14 protein-coding genes are annotated in these 18,078 nt (G+C 56.3%); 1 reads left to right on the top strand and 13 read right to left on the bottom strand.

The window, feature by feature from the left end:
• Window positions 1–33 precede the first annotated feature (33 nt).
• The 4 genes from NSQ46_RS20265 to NSQ46_RS20280 form a co-directional block, all read right to left on the bottom strand.
• Complete coding sequence (locus NSQ46_RS20265; protein ID WP_028405229.1) at window positions 34–921, bottom strand: YicC/YloC family endoribonuclease; 888 nt, start codon at window positions 919–921, stop codon at window positions 34–36.
• 38 nt (window positions 922–959) lie between these two features.
• A complete protein-coding gene (locus NSQ46_RS20270; RefSeq protein WP_007129645.1) occupies window positions 960–2,831 on the bottom strand; it encodes a bifunctional homocysteine S-methyltransferase/methylenetetrahydrofolate reductase in 1,872 nt (623 codons plus the stop codon).
• 211 nt (window positions 2,832–3,042) lie between these two features.
• Window positions 3,043–3,879, bottom strand: a complete 837-nt coding sequence (gene dapF, locus NSQ46_RS20275) for a diaminopimelate epimerase (protein WP_007129644.1) — start codon at window positions 3,877–3,879, stop codon at window positions 3,043–3,045.
• Window positions 3,880–3,955: 76 nt separating this feature from the next.
• Window positions 3,956–6,745 (bottom strand): calcium-translocating P-type ATPase, SERCA-type, encoded by a 2,790-nt coding sequence (locus tag NSQ46_RS20280; RefSeq protein ID WP_007129643.1) that lies wholly within the window; start codon window positions 6,743–6,745, stop codon window positions 3,956–3,958.
• A 186-nt stretch (window positions 6,746–6,931) separates the two neighbouring features.
• Here NSQ46_RS20280 and NSQ46_RS20285 point away from each other — a divergent pair, with 186 nt between their 5' ends.
• The gene (locus tag NSQ46_RS20285; RefSeq protein ID WP_342574499.1) at window positions 6,932–8,686 is read left to right on the top strand and encodes an NFACT RNA binding domain-containing protein; all 1,755 of its coding nucleotides are present in this window, start codon (window positions 6,932–6,934) and stop codon (window positions 8,684–8,686) included.
• Window positions 8,687–8,873: 187 nt separating this feature from the next.
• On the opposite strand, the gene tnpA is transcribed toward NSQ46_RS20285, so the two are convergent.
• The 9 genes from tnpA to NSQ46_RS20330 all read right to left on the bottom strand — a co-directional run bounded on the left by tnpA (window position 8,874) and on the right by NSQ46_RS20330 (window position 18,072).
• Window positions 8,874–9,347, bottom strand: coding sequence for an IS200/IS605 family transposase (tnpA, locus tag NSQ46_RS20290; RefSeq protein WP_213613863.1), 474 nt, complete (start codon window positions 9,345–9,347; stop codon window positions 8,874–8,876).
• A gap of 220 nt (window positions 9,348–9,567) precedes the next feature.
• Window positions 9,568–10,446 carry a PHP domain-containing protein gene (locus NSQ46_RS20295; RefSeq protein WP_342574500.1) on the bottom strand — a complete coding sequence of 293 codons (879 nt, stop codon included), beginning with the start codon at window positions 10,444–10,446 and terminating at the stop codon, window positions 9,568–9,570.
• Between the two features lie 65 nt (window positions 10,447–10,511).
• Complete coding sequence (locus NSQ46_RS20300; protein ID WP_342574502.1) at window positions 10,512–11,408, bottom strand: selenium metabolism-associated LysR family transcriptional regulator; 897 nt, start codon at window positions 11,406–11,408, stop codon at window positions 10,512–10,514.
• Between the two features lie 128 nt (window positions 11,409–11,536).
• Window positions 11,537–11,974, bottom strand: coding sequence for a hypothetical protein (locus tag NSQ46_RS20305; RefSeq protein WP_007129639.1), 438 nt, complete (start codon window positions 11,972–11,974; stop codon window positions 11,537–11,539).
• 363 nt (window positions 11,975–12,337) lie between these two features.
• Window positions 12,338–12,601, bottom strand: a complete 264-nt coding sequence (locus tag NSQ46_RS20310) for a YlbG family protein (protein ID WP_007129638.1) — start codon at window positions 12,599–12,601, stop codon at window positions 12,338–12,340.
• 47 nt (window positions 12,602–12,648) lie between these two features.
• Entirely contained in the window at window positions 12,649–13,086 is a 438-nt protein-coding gene (locus tag NSQ46_RS20315; RefSeq protein ID WP_028405222.1) for a YlbF family regulator, read from the bottom strand.
• 96 nt (window positions 13,087–13,182) lie between these two features.
• Window positions 13,183–14,922, bottom strand: a complete 1,740-nt coding sequence (locus NSQ46_RS20320; protein WP_251536956.1) for a helicase-associated domain-containing protein — start codon at window positions 14,920–14,922, stop codon at window positions 13,183–13,185.
• A complete protein-coding gene (locus NSQ46_RS20325; protein ID WP_342574503.1) occupies window positions 14,919–16,739 on the bottom strand; it encodes a DNA repair helicase XPB in 1,821 nt (606 codons plus the stop codon). The genes NSQ46_RS20320 and NSQ46_RS20325 overlap by 4 nt, the downstream gene beginning before the upstream one ends.
• Before the next feature lie 163 nt (window positions 16,740–16,902).
• A complete protein-coding gene (locus tag NSQ46_RS20330; protein ID WP_144866596.1) occupies window positions 16,903–18,072 on the bottom strand; it encodes a M20 family metallopeptidase in 1,170 nt (389 codons plus the stop codon).
• Window positions 18,073–18,078: the final 6 nt, after the last annotated feature.

Here is an 18,078-nt window from a genome sequence, read left to right on the forward strand (position 1 = left end):
TACATTTGACTCTATTTGCCGATTAAGCCGAGTTCATTCCACGTTGGCGGCTTGTTCACGAATCTTCTCCAGTTCCGCTTTCATTTCGACAACACGGTTTACCAGAGTCAGATGATTGGCCTTCGATCCAATCGTATTGACTTCTCGGTTCATTTCCTGAATCAGAAAATCAAGTTTGCGGCCAACAGGGCCTTTCTGATTAAGCAATTCCCTGCATTGCTCCAAATGGCTGCGAAGACGGATCAGCTCCTCCTCGACGTTGCAGCGTTCGGCAAACAAAGCCACTTCCATACCGAATATATGTTCATCAACGGCAAGCGACCCGTCATCGAGCGACTCAATGCGCTGTCTCAGACGCTTCCGGTATTCCTCCGGCACTTCAGGCGCCAGCTCGGCCATTTCGCTGTGAAGCGATTCAAGACGGCCAAGCCGCTCCTCGATGTCCTTCACCAGGAATGCCCCTTCCTTGCTCCGCATCTGCACCAAGCCGTCAAGCGCCTTGTTGAGACCTTGAAGAAGCGCATCATGCCACTCCTGCTGCTGCGCTTCATCCATTGGAAGCCCCCCGGGACTGACGAGGACATCCGGCAGGGACAGCATGTCGCGTACCGTCAATTCTCCTTGAATACCGTAAGGTTTCAATTCCTCTGCAGCCTGCAAGTATGCTTTTACCATGGCATGATTCAGCACCGCATCCGGGGACTCGCCGTTATTTTCCTTGTTAATGTAAACATCAACCCGTCCGCGGCCGATCCGGGTCTGCACGGCCCTCCGAAGCGAATCCTCAAAGCGGGACCATTCACGAGGCATTCTGAACACGACTTCACAATACCTGTGATTGACCGACTTCACTTCTATTGACACATGATACCCTTGAAAATCGACGGCGGACTGTCCATATCCGGTCATACTCAATGACATCGGAATCACATCCATTACACTATTGTAATTGATAATTATTAATGAAACAAGGGGGACAGTCGGCGGCCCGATATCTCCCAGACGTACTCCATTAATTGCACGCTCATTTCGTAGAACATAAACGGCGTCATCAGGTAAATGCCGTTGAAATGCTTGGTTGCGACATCCAGCAGCTCCTTGCCGATTTGGACGCCCATCGCTCGTCCGGCTTCCCCTTCCAGCCCTGCCATGCGGCTGCGTACTTCATCGGACAACTGAATGCCCGGCACCTCATTGTGCAGATACTCTGCGTTCCGTCCGCTGGCCAGCGGCATAATGCCGATAAAAATCGGGATATCCAGATGAGCGGTTGCTTCTCTTAGCCGAACGATCAGCTCCGGATCATATACCGGCTGCGTCATTACATAGTCCGCGCCGGACGCAATCTTCTTCTCCAGGCGCGCAACCGCCTTATCCAAATGGCGCACATTCGGATTAAACGCAGCCCCGACAACGAACTTGGCTTTTTGCTTCAAGGGCTTGCCGGAGAAGGCGATGCCTTCGTTCAGCTGCTTGATCATCCGAATGATCTCGAACGAGGTCATATCGTAAACCGAGCTCGAGCCCGGAAGGTCGCCGAAACGGGCCGGGTCGCCCGTAACTGCAAGCACATGGTCGATGCCAAGCGCGTCAAAGCCCATCATATGGGATTGGGTCCCGATCAGGTTCCGGTCACGGCAGGCGATATGAATCAACGGCCGAAGGCCGATTCTGGCTTGTACAAGATGCCCCAGCGCCATGTTGCTCATCCGGGTGACCGCGAGGGAGTTGTCGGCTAGCGTCAGCGCATCCGCTCCCGCGTTCTTCAGCGCCTCGGCCCCCTTCATAAACTTCGTGATGTCGAGGTCGCGCGGCGGATCCAGCTCCACAATGACGGTGTGGCGTTCCTTCACAAGATCGACGAGGGAAGGCTCGGAAGAGCGCTCCGGCTGATTGCCTTCCGCAGGCTCCTGAATCACGATCCGGTTGATTTCGGCCGGTTCAACCTCCGGCAGAGGCGATGGCACGTAACCGGATAACGCCGAAGCGATCTCCGCGATATGAGCCGGCGTCGTTCCGCAGCATCCGCCGATAATCCGGGCGCCGAGGTCCGCGAACGGCACCGCCATTTGACCGAAATACTCAGGGCTGGCGCCGTAACGGAATTCCCCGTCCACGTAATCGGCGATCCCAGCATTAGGATAGACCGATGCCGGCAGATTCATAACCCCGCTTAGCGTTTCCAATGCGCGCATGATCCCGTTCGGTCCCGTCCGGCAGTTGAAACCGATCACGTCGGCCCCTTCCTGGCTGAGAATCCGATAAGCGTCCTGCATCGAGAAGCCGTCGAGCGTCCGGGCGATATTCTCGACCGCGAACTGGCAAATGACGGGCAGGTCGGTCAGCTTGCGGACCTGCTGCAGCGCCAGCTGGATTTCTTCGACATCATAGAAGGTTTCCAGCAGGATGCCGTCGACGCCCTCGGATAATAGAACGCTGAGCTGCTCCTCAAAGTACCGCTTCAGCTCGCCAGTCGATATGTTGCTTCTGCGGCCGGCCCGAATGGAGCCGACAGCGCCGACGACATAGCCGTCGCGGCCTGCGGCCTCGCGGGCAATGCGCACGCCTGCCCGGTTGATCTCCCCGACCTTGGACTCCAGGCCGTATTTGGACAGCTTGTCGTAGTTGGCCGAAAATGTATTCGTTTCGATCAACTGCGCGCCGGCGTCAACATACTGCCGGTGAACGTTTCCGATAACCTCCGGAGAGGTCAGGTTCAGCTCCTCATATGATATCCCTACGGGGAACCCTAGTTGATATAGATAGGTACCTATGGCGCCGTCCCCGATCAGTACCTGATTCTCCCACGCCTGCCTTAGATCCGGTTTCACTGTGCCTTCCCTCCACCTGACTAATATTTTCACTAATGTATCACAAAACCTTCCTAAAGATAAAGAGACAAAGAGGAGACCCGTTCAGGTCTCCTTCAGGTCTCCTTCTTGTAATTCCAGGCAATGGACAGATAATGCCGCAAATAGCGGTATATCCAGTTCGATCTAACGATTCCGATATCAACGCTTCAGCAGCCTTTCAGGAATCATATTACAGGACAACGGTTCCTGTATACACAACTTCGGCAGGCCCGGTCATATATACGTGATTGTCACGCTCATCCCATTCGATGAACAAGTCTCCCCCTTTAAGGGAAATGGTCGCGCTGCGGTCAGCCGCACCGTTCAGGACGGAGGCTACAAGCGTGGCGCAGGCGCCGGTGCCGCAAGCAAGCGTTGGTCCTGCCCCGCGCTCCCATACCCGCATATCGATCTGATTCCGGGAGTTGACCGTCGCGAATTCGACGTTCGTCTTCCGCGGGAACAGCGGGTGAACCTCCAGCTTCGGCCCCCAGGTGCCGAGATCGAAGCTGACGGCGTCGTCTACGTAGATTACGCAGTGCGGGTTCCCCATCGACACGGCCGTAAAGCGAAATTCCCGCCCGTCAACCTCGATCGGATGGTTCACCACCGGATGCTGATCCACCGTTGTCGGCACGCGAAGTCCATCCAGGATCGGCTCGCCCATATCGACCCGCACGCTGGCGACCCTTTCTGCCTCGACGGTAAGGCGCAGCTTCTGCACGCCCGCGCCCAGCGTCTCAATCGTCATCTCCGTGCGGTCGATCAGGCCATGATCGTAAACGTACTTCGCAACGCAGCGGATCGCGTTGCCGCATTGCTCCGCTTCGGATCCGTCGGAGTTCATGATCCGCATCGTGAAATCCGCCTTGGCTGAAGGCAATATATATACGAGTCCGTCCGCGCCGATGCCGAAGAAGCGGTCACACAGCTTCACAGCCAGCTCGGAGGCGTTCGAAGGCAATTCCTGTTCTCCGTACACGACAACGAAGTCGTTGCCGAGTCCGTGCATTTTTGTAAATTCCATCGTCAAACCCATCTCCTCTGCAATAGCAAAACTTGAGTTTAGCATATACTAGATCGGATGGGCTCACCCATTGACTTTATGCCGAAATATTTGCACTCTTCGGCATCATGCTGCGGCGGCTCCGGTTGCGGTTTCTTCGTCCACCCCATACGCTGCCGGCTCCCATCAGGAAGGTCGGGATTCCGGCGGCGACAAGCACCAGCGCCCATTCCTTCAGTCCGAGCGGAACCGTCTTGAAGATCGGCTGGAATACCTCGATGTACATAACCCCCAGCATCAGAAGGATCGAAGAGAGCACAGCCAGCACCAGCGCTTTGTTTTGCAGCGGATTACGGTGGAAAATGGAGCGTGAGCTGCGGCAGTCGAACACGTGGATCAGCTGCGCCATCACAAGCGTGGCAAAAGCGACCGATTGGGCTTTCACCAAATCGTCTGGCGAGCCGGACAGCGTAATCCAGAAGGCTCCAAGCGTACAAAGGCCGATCAAAACGCCGCGGCTGATAATTTTCCAGCCGAGCCGGCGGGCGAAAATGTTCTCCTTGGCCCCTCTCGGCTTGTGCTCCATCAGGTCCTTCTCCGGCTGGTCCACGCCAAGCGCCATCGCTGGAAGCCCGTCGGTCACGAGGTTTACCCATAGAATCTGAATCGGCACGAGCGGAAGCGGCAGGCCAAGCATCATCGCGAAGAACATCGTCAGAATTTCCCCGACATTCGATGCCAGCAAATAGCGAATGAACTTGCGTATGTTCTCATAGATGCTCCGGCCTTCCTCTATGGCCGACACGATGGTCGAGAAGTTGTCGTCGCTGAGCACGAGCGATGAGGCTTCCTTGGTCACATCCGTGCCAGTGATGCCCATCGCGATGCCGATATCCGACGCCTTGATGGCCGGCGCATCATTGACCCCGTCGCCGGTCATCGCTACCACATGGCCCTTGCGCTGCAGCGATTTGACGATTCGGAGCTTATGCTCCGGGGATACGCGGGCGTAGACGAAGGTCTGGTCCACTTTGGCGTCCAGCTCCTTGTCATCCATCCGAGACAGCTCCTGCCCGGTCAAGGACAAGCCGTTCCTCGGCATGATGCCAAGCTGGCCGGCAATCGCTTCGGCGGTGGTCCTGTGGTCGCCGGTAATCATCACGGTCTTGATGCCCGCCCGGCGGCAGGTTGCAATCGCGTCGCGCACCTCGCGTCGAGGCGGATCGATCATCCCTGCCAATCCGACGAAGATCAGCTGGCCCTCCGCCTCCTTGTCCGTTTCCGGCTTGTCGTAAGGCCGGAGATCGCGGTATGCAAGGCCGAGCACCCGGAGCGCTTCGGAAGCCATGCCTTCGTTCGCGGCCAGCACCTTCTGGCGCAGCGTGGGTGTCAGCGGCACGACGTTTCCGTCCCATAAAATATACGTGCAGGCTTCAAGCAGCACATCCGGCGCGCCCTTCGTGCAGAGCAGGCGTCCCCCCTGATGGCTGACGATGACGGACATCAGCTTCCGTTCCGAATCGAACGGAAATTCCTTATCCCGCTGGTACACGGATGCCAAGCTTGCTTTGGTCAAACCCATCTTGGACGACAGGGTCAGCAGGGCGCCTTCGGTCGGGTCCCCTTTCAATTCCCAAGCGGAAGGGGCCGCAGGCTCCTCTTTGCCTTTGCGCTTGTTACGCGTATCTTGCTGTATAGTCTCGACGATTTCGGCGTTGTTGCACAGTCCCCCGATCTGCAGGAGCCGGCGCAGCGCTTGATCGGACCGCAGCTCGACCGGCTTGCCCTTATGGAGGATTTGTCCAGTCGGATCATACCCTTGTCCGGTCACCTCCAAGATGCGGCCCCCAAGCCAGATCCGGGTGACGGTCATTTTATTCTGGGTCAGCGTGCCTGTCTTGTCGGAGCAGATGACGGAGGCGCAGCCAAGCGTCTCGACCGAAGGCAGCTTCCGCACAATGGCCTTGCGCTTGATCATCCGCTGGACGCCGAGCGCCAGGGCGATCGTTACGATGGCCGGAAGCCCCTCCGGAATGGCTGCAACCGCAAGGCTGACACCTGCCAGGAACATGCCTGCCGCCGGCTGCCCGTGGAGGATGCCCGCCACGACGACCAGAACCGTGAGCGCGAGCGAAACGCCGATCAATATTTTCCCTAGCTGCTCCAAACGATGCTGCAGCGGCGTTTCCTGGGATTCGGTGCTCTGGATCAGATCGGCGATCTTGCCCATTTCGGTATCCATTCCAGTCCGGATGACAACGCCCTTGGCGGAACCGCGGGTGACCATCGTGCCCATAAAGCCGATATTTTTGCGGTCGCCAAGCGGCACATCCGCCTCGGGGATCGGCTCGGCATGCTTGTTCACCGGCATCGACTCCCCGGTTAATGCCGACTCCTCAACGCTGCAGCTGCTCGTCTCCAGCCAGCGGACGTCGGCCGGAATGCGGTCGCCGCTCTCCACCAGCACCACGTCTCCAGGCACCAGCTCCCTGGCCGCCAGATGCACCACTTTACCGTCCCGCAGCACTTTGGAGGACGGGGCGGACAGCTGCTTCAGAGCCCGCAGCGACCGCTCCGCTTTAAACTCTTGGACAAAACCGAGTATCCCGTTTATCAGTATAATCGCCACGATGGTTACGGCATCCAGATACTCCCCAAGCAATCCGGAGATCAGGGTCGCCCCAAGGAGCACGAGCACCATGAAATCCTTGAATTGGTTCAAAAACAGAACAAGCGGGGAAATTTTCGCCCCCTCGGAGAGCTCGTTATAACCGCTGGTTTTCCGTCTTTCCCCGGCTTCCTCTTCCGTGAGGCCCTGCTCCGGACGCAAATGCAGCACCTGCTGCAATTCATCCACATCCATCTGGTGCCATTGCTTTTGTTCCATGCTTCCTTTCCCTCCCGGTTGTTTTACGCAAGTTCCGGCGGATTGACAGCTTTTCCACCCCTGCTACGTAAATGTATTCGGACAAAACCTGAATTATCACAGAAGGGGCTATTAAGTTTTTACGGGAAATATGGCATCATAGAGAAGTACGATAGGAAGGGTAAGAGACAGAAGGAGAATGTATTCATGGCACTGGACGGAATCGTTACACGTGCGCTCGTGCATGAGCTTCAATCATGCCGGGGCGCGCGGATCAATAAAATATATCAACCGAATGAGAGGGACATCGTCCTGCATATCCGCACGCAGCAAGGCAATGCGAAGCTGCTGCTGTCCGCGAACCCGACGTATCCCCGGGTGCATCTTACCGGCGAAGCGTTCGTCAATCCGGCGGAAGCGCCCATGTTCTGCATGGTGATGCGGAAGCACTGCGAGAGCGGCATCATTGAGGACATAACGCAGGTCGGCATGGAGCGGATTATCGAGATCAAGGTCCGGCAGCGCGACGAGCTGGGCGATGTATCCACCAAAAAAATCATCGTTGAGCTGATGGGCAGGCACAGCAACATCATTCTGCTCGATCCGGCCACGGGCACGATCCTGGACGGCATTCACCATGTCACGCCGGCGATCAGCAGCTACAGAGTTGTCATGCCGGGCTTTGCCTACACGAGCCCGCCCGAGCAGTTCAAGCAGAATCCACTTGAAACGGGACAAGAGGCTTTCCGCGAGGCATGCCTGCTCAGCGAGGAGCCGGCAGTTTCATGGCTTGTGGGCACCTTCAGCGGTTTGAGCCCGCTCGCCGCCCAAGAGATCACGCACCGGGCCGGAGCGGAAGATGCCTCCGGCGGAGAGTCCGAGAAAAATTGCGGCAGCCTGTGGAGCGCATTCAACGAGGTGATGGATATGGTGCGCCATCATCGGTACAGCCCCGTATCCGGACTTAATGCAAAGGGAAAGTCAGTGTTCTCGGTCATTCCGCTCACCCATCTGGCGGAAGAGACCAAGACCTATGGCTCGGTGAGCGAGTGCATGGAGGATTATTACGGCGATAAAGCCCAGCGCGACGCCGTGAAGCAGAAGGTAAGCGATCTTCTGCGTTTTCTGCAGAACGAGCGGACCAAGAATATCAAGAAGCTCGATAAACTGCATGAGGATTTGGAGGAAGCCGGCGATGCGGACCGTTACCGGATCTTCGGCGAGCTTCTGTTCGCCTCGCTGCACCAAATTCAGAAGGGGGACCGGGAAGTCCGGCTCGTCAACTATTACGATGAAGAGCAGGCGCTCGTCACCATTCCGCTGGACCCTCTCCTGACGCCATCGGATAATGCCCAGCGCTATTTTAAAAAGTATAACAAATATAAAAACAGCCTGGCCGTCATTAACGAGCAGCTGATCAAAACCCGCGAGGAAATCGGCTATCTCGACAATCTCCTTCAGCAGCTGGACCATGCCACCTTGAACGACATTGACGAAATACGGGAAGAATTGATCCAGCAAGGGTACCTCCGGGACCGAAGCCGCAAGACGAAGAAAAAGAAGAAGAACGACAAGCCTACGCTTCATGTCTACACATCATCGGAGGGCATCGAGCTGTACGTCGGGAAGAACAATCTGCAGAACGAGTACCTGACCAACCGCCTTGCATCCCCTAATGATACTTGGCTTCACACGAAGGATATTCCAGGCTCGCACGTCGTGATCCGCAGCAGCGAATTCGGGGAGGCGACGCTGCAGGAAGCGGCGCAGCTGGCGGCCTACCACAGCCAGGCCAAGGAGTCCAGCAGCGTGCCCGTCGACTACACCTTGATCCGGCATGTCCGCAAGCCAAGCGGGGCGAAGCCGGGATATGTGATCTACGACAATCAGAAGACGTTGTTCGTCACGCCGGATGAACAGCTGATCAAGGGACTGCCGAGCACCGTGAAAAACAACCGATAGCGCCGGTCCTTATCTGGGCTGCCTGGAACAAATAAGAACCAAGACAATCAGAACCACCCGTCAAACGGGTGGTTTGCTCTTGGGGTATAACCCCTTGTTGCCAAACTGCGCCTAAAGACGCTAGCCTGACAATAAAATTGTTCAGGCTCAGTGTAATTTGTCACTTTCACTTACCAGTTAAACTGGTTTACTTCTTCTTGCTACTGTTTTTGCTGAATGGGTCTTCATACTCTTTCACACTCAGTTTATCAATTGCCTGGTCGTGTGCTTCTTGCTCACGGATATATTTTGCCACGGTGGCTTCATTCAAGCCCACTGTGCTGACGTAGTATCCCTCCGCCCAAAATTTTCGATTACCATATTTATACTTCAAGGTAGCATGCTTCTCGAATATCATGAGTGAGCTTTTCCCCTTCAGGTATCCCATAAATGATGATACTGAGATTTTTGGGGGAATTGCTACCAACATATGTACATGATCGGGCATCATGTGACCTTCGATTATCTCCACTCCCTTGTATTTGCATAATCGTTTGAAAATTTCGATTAAGTCTTTCCTCACTTGATTATAAATCTCTTTCCGTCTATACTTCGGGGTGAACACAATGTGGTACTTGCACATCCACTTCGTGTGAGCTAAACTATAGCTCTTGTTTGCCATCTAAGACCATTCCTTTCATTATTGAGCCTGAACATCTCAATTTTATCGGAATGGTCTTGTTGGTCAAACCTCGATCCCTCCACCCGCATAGCGGGTGGTTTTTTGTTTCGCACGCTTCGCGAGCTCAACTGGCTAAAGCCGCAATAAAAAAACGGGTATCCCCCATGAAAACGAAAATCGGGGATACCCGTTTTTATTTATATGTCTGATCCATGTCCGTTCACTGTACGGATCCCTGCGAATTCCGCAGCTGCTCCAGCACCTCGGCCGCTACGCGCCTTGCACCGATGTCTCCGTGAAACACCTCGCCCTGCCTCACGCCATGATAGTCCGAGCCGCCGGTCACGATGAGGCTGTATTGCTGGGCCATGGCCAGGTAGCGGGTTTCATCGTCCGCTCCGTGGTCGGAGTGGTACACCTCGATTCCCCTCGGCCCGGCCTCCCGAATGATCGTTTCCACCAGTTCATCGTCCTCATAAATGCCCGGGTGGGCGAGCACGGGCACGCCTCCGGCATCGCGAATCCAATCGCAAGCCGCCGACGGATGAATCCGCTCCTGAGGCACATAGGCTGCCGCCCCTTGCGCAAGATAGCGGTCAAACGCCTCGCGCATGCTGCCGGCATGTCCCTTGCGGACTAGCGCATCGGCGATATGAGGTCGGCCGATGCTCTCATCGGGAGCAAGCTCCCGCCCCAATCCTCGAATGACTTCATCCATCGTGATGCTGATCCCGAGTTCCTTAAGCTTCGCTAAAATCTTCTCATTGCGCAGCTCCCTCGTTCGCCGGAGCTCCGCCAGGCGTCCGAGAAAGACTTCGTCATGGATATCCACATAATACCCCAGGATATGAATGTCCTTGCCGCCGGCCATGGTACTGATTTCCACGCCGGGCACGACCTCAATGCCGAGACGTTGTCCGGCAAGGAGAGCTTCTTCAACGCCGGCGACCGTGTCATGATCCGTAATGGCCAGCGCGTTTAAGCCGCGCTCGAATGCGAGCTGTACATTTTCAGAGGGACGATTCATTCCATCCGAAGCCTGTGTGTGCGTATGCAAATCACAGCCTCCCTTTACGTCATCCGGTAATCGTATGGGCATTTCCATTCTCCTTTCGCGTTTGACCATAACCACAAAGCTTGCAGCCGCTCTCAACAAGCCTCTGGTTACTGCCGCTGCTCTTTCAAATAAGTCAGGAAGGTTGTCGCGGACATCGGCAGCAGGGCGGACCGCAGCTGAATCGCATAGAAATTGCGTTTGAACGATGCATCCGCGATATCAATCATCTTGACCAGCCCAAGCGCGGTTTCGTGCTTGACGGTTGAGGTGGAGAGCATAGTGATCCCCAGCCCCTCCTCCACGGCCGATTTGACCGCGCCGGTGCTGCCGAGCTCCATGACGGTCCGAATCGCCCCGGGGTCAATTCCCCGCTCTATCAACACATCCTCCATCACCTTCCGGGTACCGGAGCCTTTCTCTCGAAGCACAAACGGATAAGTCAGCACTTCACTCAGCTCGATTGGATCCGGTCTCTCCGCAAGCGGATGCCCCGATGGGACAATCAGCTTCAGCTCGTCCTCCATGACCGGCTCAAGCACCATATCCGGATGCTCCACCGGCGCTTCGATCAGCCCGAAATTCAATTGATGGCCCGCGATCTCCTCGAGAATCTGCGATGTGTTCATCACCTTCAGCATAATCGATATGTCGGGATACGCCCGCCCGAACGGTCCAAGGAGGCGCGGCAGCACATATTCGCCGATGGTCAGGCTTGCGCCGAGCTGGAGCCTTCCGAGCAGCATATTGGAAAAGGCCGCCATCGCCGCATCCGTTTCCCGCGAGAGCTCGAGGATCTTCCGGGCATAGGGCAGCAGAATCCGACCGGCCTCGCTTAGTTCGATGCGCTTCGTGGAGCGGTTCAGCAGTTTCGTGCCGAAATGCTCCTCCAGAGCCTGGATCTGCATCGTGACCGCAGGCTGGCTCATGTGGAGCGCCTGAGCGGCCGCCGAGAAGCTCCCCCGCTCCGCCACCGTATAAAAAATATGTAGCTGATGAAATTTCATAACGATCGTTACCCCTCTCGCTGCCTGGCTCAACACCATTGTAGCCGATTGCCGGCAAACGCACAAAAAAGACATCCGCGCAGATCGCTCGCATGCCAATGTGGATTTCTATCTATTATTTTTTAAAATTATTTTCGTTTACGACTGTTCTTGATCAAGGTCATGCGCCGCGAATGGCGCAGCCACGAATAATATGACTTCAGGTCGCGAAGCTCAATCGTCTCCGACATGCGCCCCAAAAAAGTCACGATAATCATCCGATGCAGCGGGTTGCCGATAAGATCACGCTCATCCTCCAGCTCCGAAAACTCCGCTACCACGACCAAATCGTCGTCAATTAAATAAACGTCCTGTTCATTGCGATAGTACGGCACGATCCGGTTCTGCTTCAGGCATTCCCACATCCAGGCCCCGATTTCCTCATGGGTCGTGTCGTCGCCCTTTACCCGATCCGTATACCGGCTTCTCGCATGATTGGTAACGACGATGTCGGCCACTTTTTTATCATTCAATGTAATATAAAACGGCTCGTATGTGCTCCAACGCTCAGTCCCTTTGTCGCGCATGGAATATCACTCTCCACCAAATGGGTCTTTATATCTATGTATATATACCCAACATATTACATCATTCCACTAGGATTCACAAGATTGAAACCTTGCTTCTTGTGAACATTTACCGAAAATTTAGTAATTCCTCTAGTTGTATCTATATTATCGCCGGAGATTCCGATTTATTCCAATTGATTTCTAGCTTTTGCCGATAATTTTTATAAAAATGAAAACGCGGGTTCACGTCGGATCATCGTCTTCCCCGCCGGACAATAAAAAAAACGGCCCCGGAGGGCCGCTAATCCGCTGCTGTTGCAACCAGTGGTTGCCTTATGTCGTTTCTGTCCTCAAACTGCGCCTGCAAGCTTCGTCTCCGGTCTATGGACCGTAGAACTTCGCCTTGTCAGGACCTTTGCTGTTATATTCCGTCTTTATCTCGTTCCGGTAAGAGCGCTCGATCTTACGTACGTAAGATAATCTCCGGATATTCTTCATCGTTTCCTCGGCACGGTCCGCGTTGACGTACATCACAACGTAATGCATCCGGCGTGAAATATAATGCACGCTGCCGTACTTCTCCAGATTCCTCGCTGCCTTGACATCGCTGACCCATATAATAAAACCGGTACGTTCCGCCAACATCCTAAGGTCCTCGCCTCGCTTTCATTCTCTTATCGGCTCGCAGCGCTTTAGCCGCACTGGCAGGCGCCGCCGCTGCCGCAGCCCTTCTTCGGAAGAGGATCGTTGCTAGGGACCTTGATGCTGCTCGAAACCGAGAAGGCAATTCGCTCGGACATTGAGTGCAGAAGATCATCCAGATTCTTCTCCGCCTGTTTGAACCGGGCGACCGGCTCAAAGGCTTCCAGCTCCGCCTCCACCTTGCTGACCTCATCCTTCGCTGAATGGTAGTTCGGATGGAAGTGACCGAACCGCTGCGTCTCCTCGAACAGCTCCTTCTTGGCTTCCAGCTTCTTGATCAGGCTCTGGATGGCCGGGTCTCGCTCAACCGCCTGCTTCCAATATAAGTAATCCGCCACTTCGACGGAAGCATTAATCATATCGCCGATCTCGTAGGCATAGGTGAGCACCTCGGCCATATCGATCGTGTTTATTTCCGATACGCTCATGAACTCATCCCGCTTCTCTATTAGATTCGTCCCTTGCTTGTGCATTCGTGGACTCTTCCATCATAGCATAACGTGCGTCTCTTAAGAAGGGGGAATTCATACGCTTCCAGGGATAAGCAAGCGCATTTCTCTCCATTGTCCTTCGCTAAGCTGCACGATCGACTCCGGGCCGTCAGCGCCAGGGGGAAACAGGGCGCCTGTTATTGTCCAGGGGTTTCGCCCCAGCTCGCGCGGAATGAATTCCATTCGTCTGCCGTTGATGGAAATTTCCAGTTTTACGGATAAAGCGAGCGCCTGCTCCATCATTTGCTTGGCCGTCGAGCTGTGGTAAGCCCGCCAATCCTTCGTCCACATGGCAGGAATCCGCGTCAAATCCGGGAGCAGAGAGCGAATATCCGGCAACCGCTCATCCACCTCGTCAGGCTCGTTCTCCGCTTCGCCAATGCTGCCAGCCCGCTCCGTGATCACAGCCGCTGCGGAATCAAGGGACCAAGGCAGCGGATATCGACTGCTCCCACCATCGGCACCATCGGCAAGGTCCGCGTTACCCAGCTGAAGCCGGTGGCCCGGGCGGTTTTCCGAATCGTCCGCTCCCATGCCCCACTGGACGATCGCGGTCCGGACATGGTCAGGGAATCCGGCCGCCGCCCCTTTCTCGAGCAGTTGGATGATCTGCTCCGGGCCGATGCCTGCCCTTGCGGCCTCCATGACCGAGTCGCGGGTCAGCCGATAAACGGACATGACGTCATCCGATAACCGTTCCGTAAACAGCGCAGCCTGAAATCTAAGCGTATAAGGAACGTCGGGCGGGATCAGGATATCGAAATCGGGCTGAATATACAACCGGCCGCTTCCTGCTTCGCTGTTTGCGAAACCTCCGAATAACGCAGGGAGCGGCGTCATGCGCCATCGAAACACGATCCTTCCGTCATCATTCTCTCCGAGGTCGATGTACCCGCAGCCTGCCAGCAAACGAAGCCATGGGAAGGCTTCCCCGGCGTGTAAACGGCTAATGGTGCCGGCACCATCTTCCTTCTGACTGCCGTCATGGCTGTCCGACAGCAGCAGGCCCGGATCGATCCACCGCCCGCAAGTCAAGGACGGATCGCACAGACGCCAGACGAAATGCTGGTAGGCCGGATTCTCCGGAGTGCAGCGCTCCATAAGAATGAAGAGGATCCTGTTATCCATCGCTTCGCGCGAAAGCTCCAGCCATTCTCCAAGAGCCCGGCGATCAATGATCAGCCCGTGCCGCTGGATGGCGGCAAGCCCGAGAGACTGGAGCAGGTCAAGAATAAGCGCTATTTGAGGCGGATACGCTTCATGCTGAGTGAACCGGAGCACTGCTGGATCCAAATCGTTTGGAGAAAGGGCTGCGATCTCCTCCAGCCGCCGGATATGCTTTTTGTGCAGCACGCCACGGGAAGTAACGGCCAAAGAGGTTTTCTCCGCATATACCAGCGTATTGAATACATCAAGCGATATGCCGGCTCTTCCTTCCTGCAGCAGCTTGGAAGGTTCTCCCGCGGACGGAACTGCCTGCAAACCGCCAAACGACGATTGAAGGAATCCGAGCTTATGAAACGGAATGCAGTACTCCCACTCGTTCCATCCTTTGCTTGCCGCCTTAATCCATCCCCGCCTCCGTAAGAGCAGCACCCCAAGCTGCACCTCCGCGCCGCTCAAACGCGGAATGATCAGCGTGCGCAAATGGTCGTCGCTAAATGGCCTCCCGGCGAACCTGCGCCAAATGAAGGAAAGCACTGTGCGCTCCAGGGGACGCAGCTGATCCAGGCTGGCCGTTCCTCCCCTTTCATGATCCCCCATCGCCGTCATGGGCTTGACGCCTCCCTTCTGCCCGCCGGTCTCGGTTCTTTGCGACCCGAAGTCTGCTTCGCATGCACAGGGGCGGGGACCGCCCCCTCCATGACGGTCATCGTCCGATACTCGTAGCCCTGCTCAATCAAGAACATACGGCGACGCAGCGCAAAAAACTCCTCACGGCTGTCCTCCGTTACGAGCGTATAGAAATGCGCCTTATTCTCACCTTGCTTGGGCCGCAGCAGTCTCCCCAAACGCTGGGCTTCTTCCTGACGCGAGCCGTAGCTGCCGGAAACCTCGATAGCCACCGACGCATCCGGCAGATCCACCGCAAAATTGGCAACCTTGGAGACGACGAGCAGCCGGGTCTCCCCGCTGCGAAAAGCGGCATACCAGGCATGCCGTTCGTTCTGCGCCATCCGCCCGGTAATGAGCGGCGCCTGCAGCCGATCGGCAATGGCTTTCAGCTGATCCAGGTACTGGCCGATGATGAGGATCTGTGCCCCCGGATGGCGCTCGACAAGCCGGATAAGGGTTGACAGCTTGGACGGATTTTCGGCCGCGAGCCGATACTGCTCTCTCTTTCCTGCAGCCAGGTATTTCTCTTTCAGATGCGAAGTCATCGGCACCTTAACCTCCAGGCAGTCCACCTCGGCGATCCACCCCTGATCCTCGAGCTCCTTCCACGGCATCTCATACCGCTTCGGACCGATCAGCGAAAATACATCATGCTCCCGTCCATCCTCCCGAATCAGCGTCGCGGTCAGACCCAGACGGCGTGTGGCCTGGATATCGGCGGTAGCTCGAAATACCGGGGCGGGCAGCAGATGAACCTCATCGTATATGATCAGCCCCCAGCGGCGCTCATTGAACAGCTTCATATGGAGCTGCTCGTCCCCCTTGCCCGGCCGATGCGTCAATATCTGATACGTGGCGACGGTGACCGGCCGGACTTCTTTCCGATGTCCGGAATATTCGCCGATGTCCTCCGGGGTCAGCGTCGTTTTCCTTAACAGCTCATCGACCCACTGCCTGACCGAGGTTGTATTGGACGTGAGGATCAGCGTCTCGCACTGCAGCTCGCGCATTGCCGCCATGCCGATCACCGTCTTCCCCGCCCCGCAAGGCAGCACGATCACGCCGCTGCCCCCTGAACCCCCGGCATCCCGAATGGATGCGGCCGCCTCACGCTGGTAATCGCGAAGCCGAAAGCCTTGCACCTTCTCCTCCTTCCGGGGATCGGAAGCTTCCGGCAGGCTTTCGTTGCCTGGAGTTGCGGCCAACGGATCGGTTTCTCCCCGCCACCGGATGTCCAAATACTGCCCGTCCTGATACCCCGCATGGTCCAGGACAGGATAGCCGAGACGCGTCAGCTCCTGCTTCAATAAGCCCCGCCGGTCCGCCGGGACCTCCGCCTCCTTGGATGAACGGAAGACGAGCCCGATGTCCGCCAGCGTGCGCAGGCTCCGCAGCTCGTTCAGCAGCGACTCGCTGTCACTGCGCAGAAGCAGGTGCTGCTCCTTGTCCGGATGCGGCAGCAGCGACAGCTGCCCGTAACGGCTGACAAGCTGACGAATTTCGGCCAGAACCTGTACCGGAACCTCCCATCTGGCCAGCCCCTGCAGGCTGGAGCAGATCGTTTCGGCGCTCATTCCGCTGGCGGCGGCATTCCAGAGCGATAAGGGGGTAATGCGATATGTATGAAACGACGAAGGACTTTTGACCAGATCGGCATACTGCGACAGCTGCCGGCGGGCCTGCTCGAATTCGGGGTGTGCGGTCTCAAGCAGAATGGTCCGATCCCTTTGGACGATGCATGGCTTTGGGTTCATCGTCTACTCCTCCTTTTGCATGAATTTGCGGCAAGGGTCTTCCGGCTCCTAAAAAAAGGAAGTCCACATCCAAACAAACATTGGATCTGAACTTCCCCTTATAATCTATAGGATTGCCAAAAAACGTCCATTCATGCGCCTGCCGTCAAAGAAGGCAGATTCTCTAGCCTTCCTCCCGGCAGCTTGATACCATCTCCACGAGCAGCCGAACGCCGTACCGCATCGCCTCTTCATCGAAATCAAACATCGGATGGTGATGCGGGTATACCGCTTCCTTCTGCGGGTTCCCTGCGCCCACGAACATGAAGCAGCCCGGAAGCTCTTGTAGGTAGTAAGCAAAATCCTCGGCCGGCATCAGCTTCGGCGACAGCTGCACAAACTCGTCTCCGAACACCTTCGGCGCCGTACGGAAGAATCGGGCCGTCTCCTGCTCATCATTCACCAGGGCCGGATAGCCAATCAGATAACGGACCGACGATTCCGTGCCATAGGTCTCGGATACGGTGCGGGCCATCATTTCGATCCGCTCACGGATCAGCGTCCGCGTAGCCTCGTCGAACGTGCGCACCGTTCCCGTAATCCGGCAGGACGATGCGATCACATTCTGCGCTGTGCCTGCCTGCATCGTACCGATCGTGACGACCGCAGGCTGAAGCGGATCGACCGTTCGGCTCACGATCGTCTGCAGCTGCATGACAAGCGCGGCCCCGGCTACAAGCGCATCAGCTGTTACATGCGGCATCCCGCCGTGACCGCCGCGACCGGTAATATCGATGAAGAATTCATCGGCTGCGGCCATGAGCGGACCCGGAGCACTCGCTGCGGTGCCGACCGGGAGCGGTGTCCACAGGTGAAGCCCGTAGACCACATCGGCGCCTTCGATGGCGCCGTCCTTGATCATCTCGATCGCCCCGCCGGGGCACACCTCCTCCGCAGGCTGGAACATGAACCGGATTTCGCCCGGAAGCTCCTCCCGGTACGTGCTGTAGTAAGCGGCCGCTCCAAGCAGCATGGAGGTATGGCCGTCATGCCCGCAGGCATGCATTACCCCCGGAACTCTGGATTTATATTCACAGCTCTTGCCGTCCTCGATCGGCAGGGCGTCCATGTCCGCCCGCAGCACGATCGTTTTTCCCGGCTTGTCGCCTCTTAAAATGCCAATGACGCCGTGACCGCCGACATCGGTCTTTACCTCGAGGCCGAGCTCCCGCAGCCGGTCCGCAACAAATCTCGAGGTTTCCTTCTCATGAAACGATACTTCCGGATTCATATGTAAATGACGTCGCCACTCTACCATTCGCGGAAACCACTGTTCCCAAAATGCTTCCTTCATCAAGCT

Origin of the sequence: Paenibacillus sp. FSL M8-0142, assembly GCF_038597315.1 — a bacterium.
Taxonomy (GTDB): domain Bacteria; phylum Bacillota; class Bacilli; order Paenibacillales; family Paenibacillaceae; genus Paenibacillus_AQ; species Paenibacillus_AQ lactis.

Coding starts and splice junctions, on each gene's coding strand:
- NSQ46_RS20265 (WP_028405229.1), bottom strand. CDS start 921: ATGTCATTGAGTATGACCGGATATGGACAGTCCGCCGTCGATTTTCAA.
- dapF (WP_007129644.1), bottom strand. CDS start 3,879: ATGGAATTTACAAAAATGCACGGACTCGGCAACGACTTCGTTGTCGTG.
- NSQ46_RS20280 (WP_007129643.1), bottom strand. CDS start 6,745: ATGGAACAAAAGCAATGGCACCAGATGGATGTGGATGAATTGCAGCAG.
- NSQ46_RS20285 (WP_342574499.1), top strand. CDS start 6,932: ATGGCACTGGACGGAATCGTTACACGTGCGCTCGTGCATGAGCTTCAA.
- tnpA (WP_213613863.1), bottom strand. CDS start 9,347: ATGGCAAACAAGAGCTATAGTTTAGCTCACACGAAGTGGATGTGCAAG.
- NSQ46_RS20295 (WP_342574500.1), bottom strand. CDS start 10,446: ATGCCCATACGATTACCGGATGACGTAAAGGGAGGCTGTGATTTGCAT.
- NSQ46_RS20300 (WP_342574502.1), bottom strand. CDS start 11,408: ATGAAATTTCATCAGCTACATATTTTTTATACGGTGGCGGAGCGGGGG.
- NSQ46_RS20305 (WP_007129639.1), bottom strand. CDS start 11,974: ATGCGCGACAAAGGGACTGAGCGTTGGAGCACATACGAGCCGTTTTAT.
- NSQ46_RS20310 (WP_007129638.1), bottom strand. CDS start 12,601: ATGTTGGCGGAACGTACCGGTTTTATTATATGGGTCAGCGATGTCAAG.
- NSQ46_RS20315 (WP_028405222.1), bottom strand. CDS start 13,086: ATGAGCGTATCGGAAATAAACACGATCGATATGGCCGAGGTGCTCACC.
- NSQ46_RS20320 (WP_251536956.1), bottom strand. CDS start 14,922: ATGACGGCGATGGGGGATCATGAAAGGGGAGGAACGGCCAGCCTGGAT.
- NSQ46_RS20325 (WP_342574503.1), bottom strand. CDS start 16,739: ATGAACCCAAAGCCATGCATCGTCCAAAGGGATCGGACCATTCTGCTT.
- NSQ46_RS20330 (WP_144866596.1), bottom strand. CDS start 18,072: ATGAAGGAAGCATTTTGGGAACAGTGGTTTCCGCGAATGGTAGAGTGG.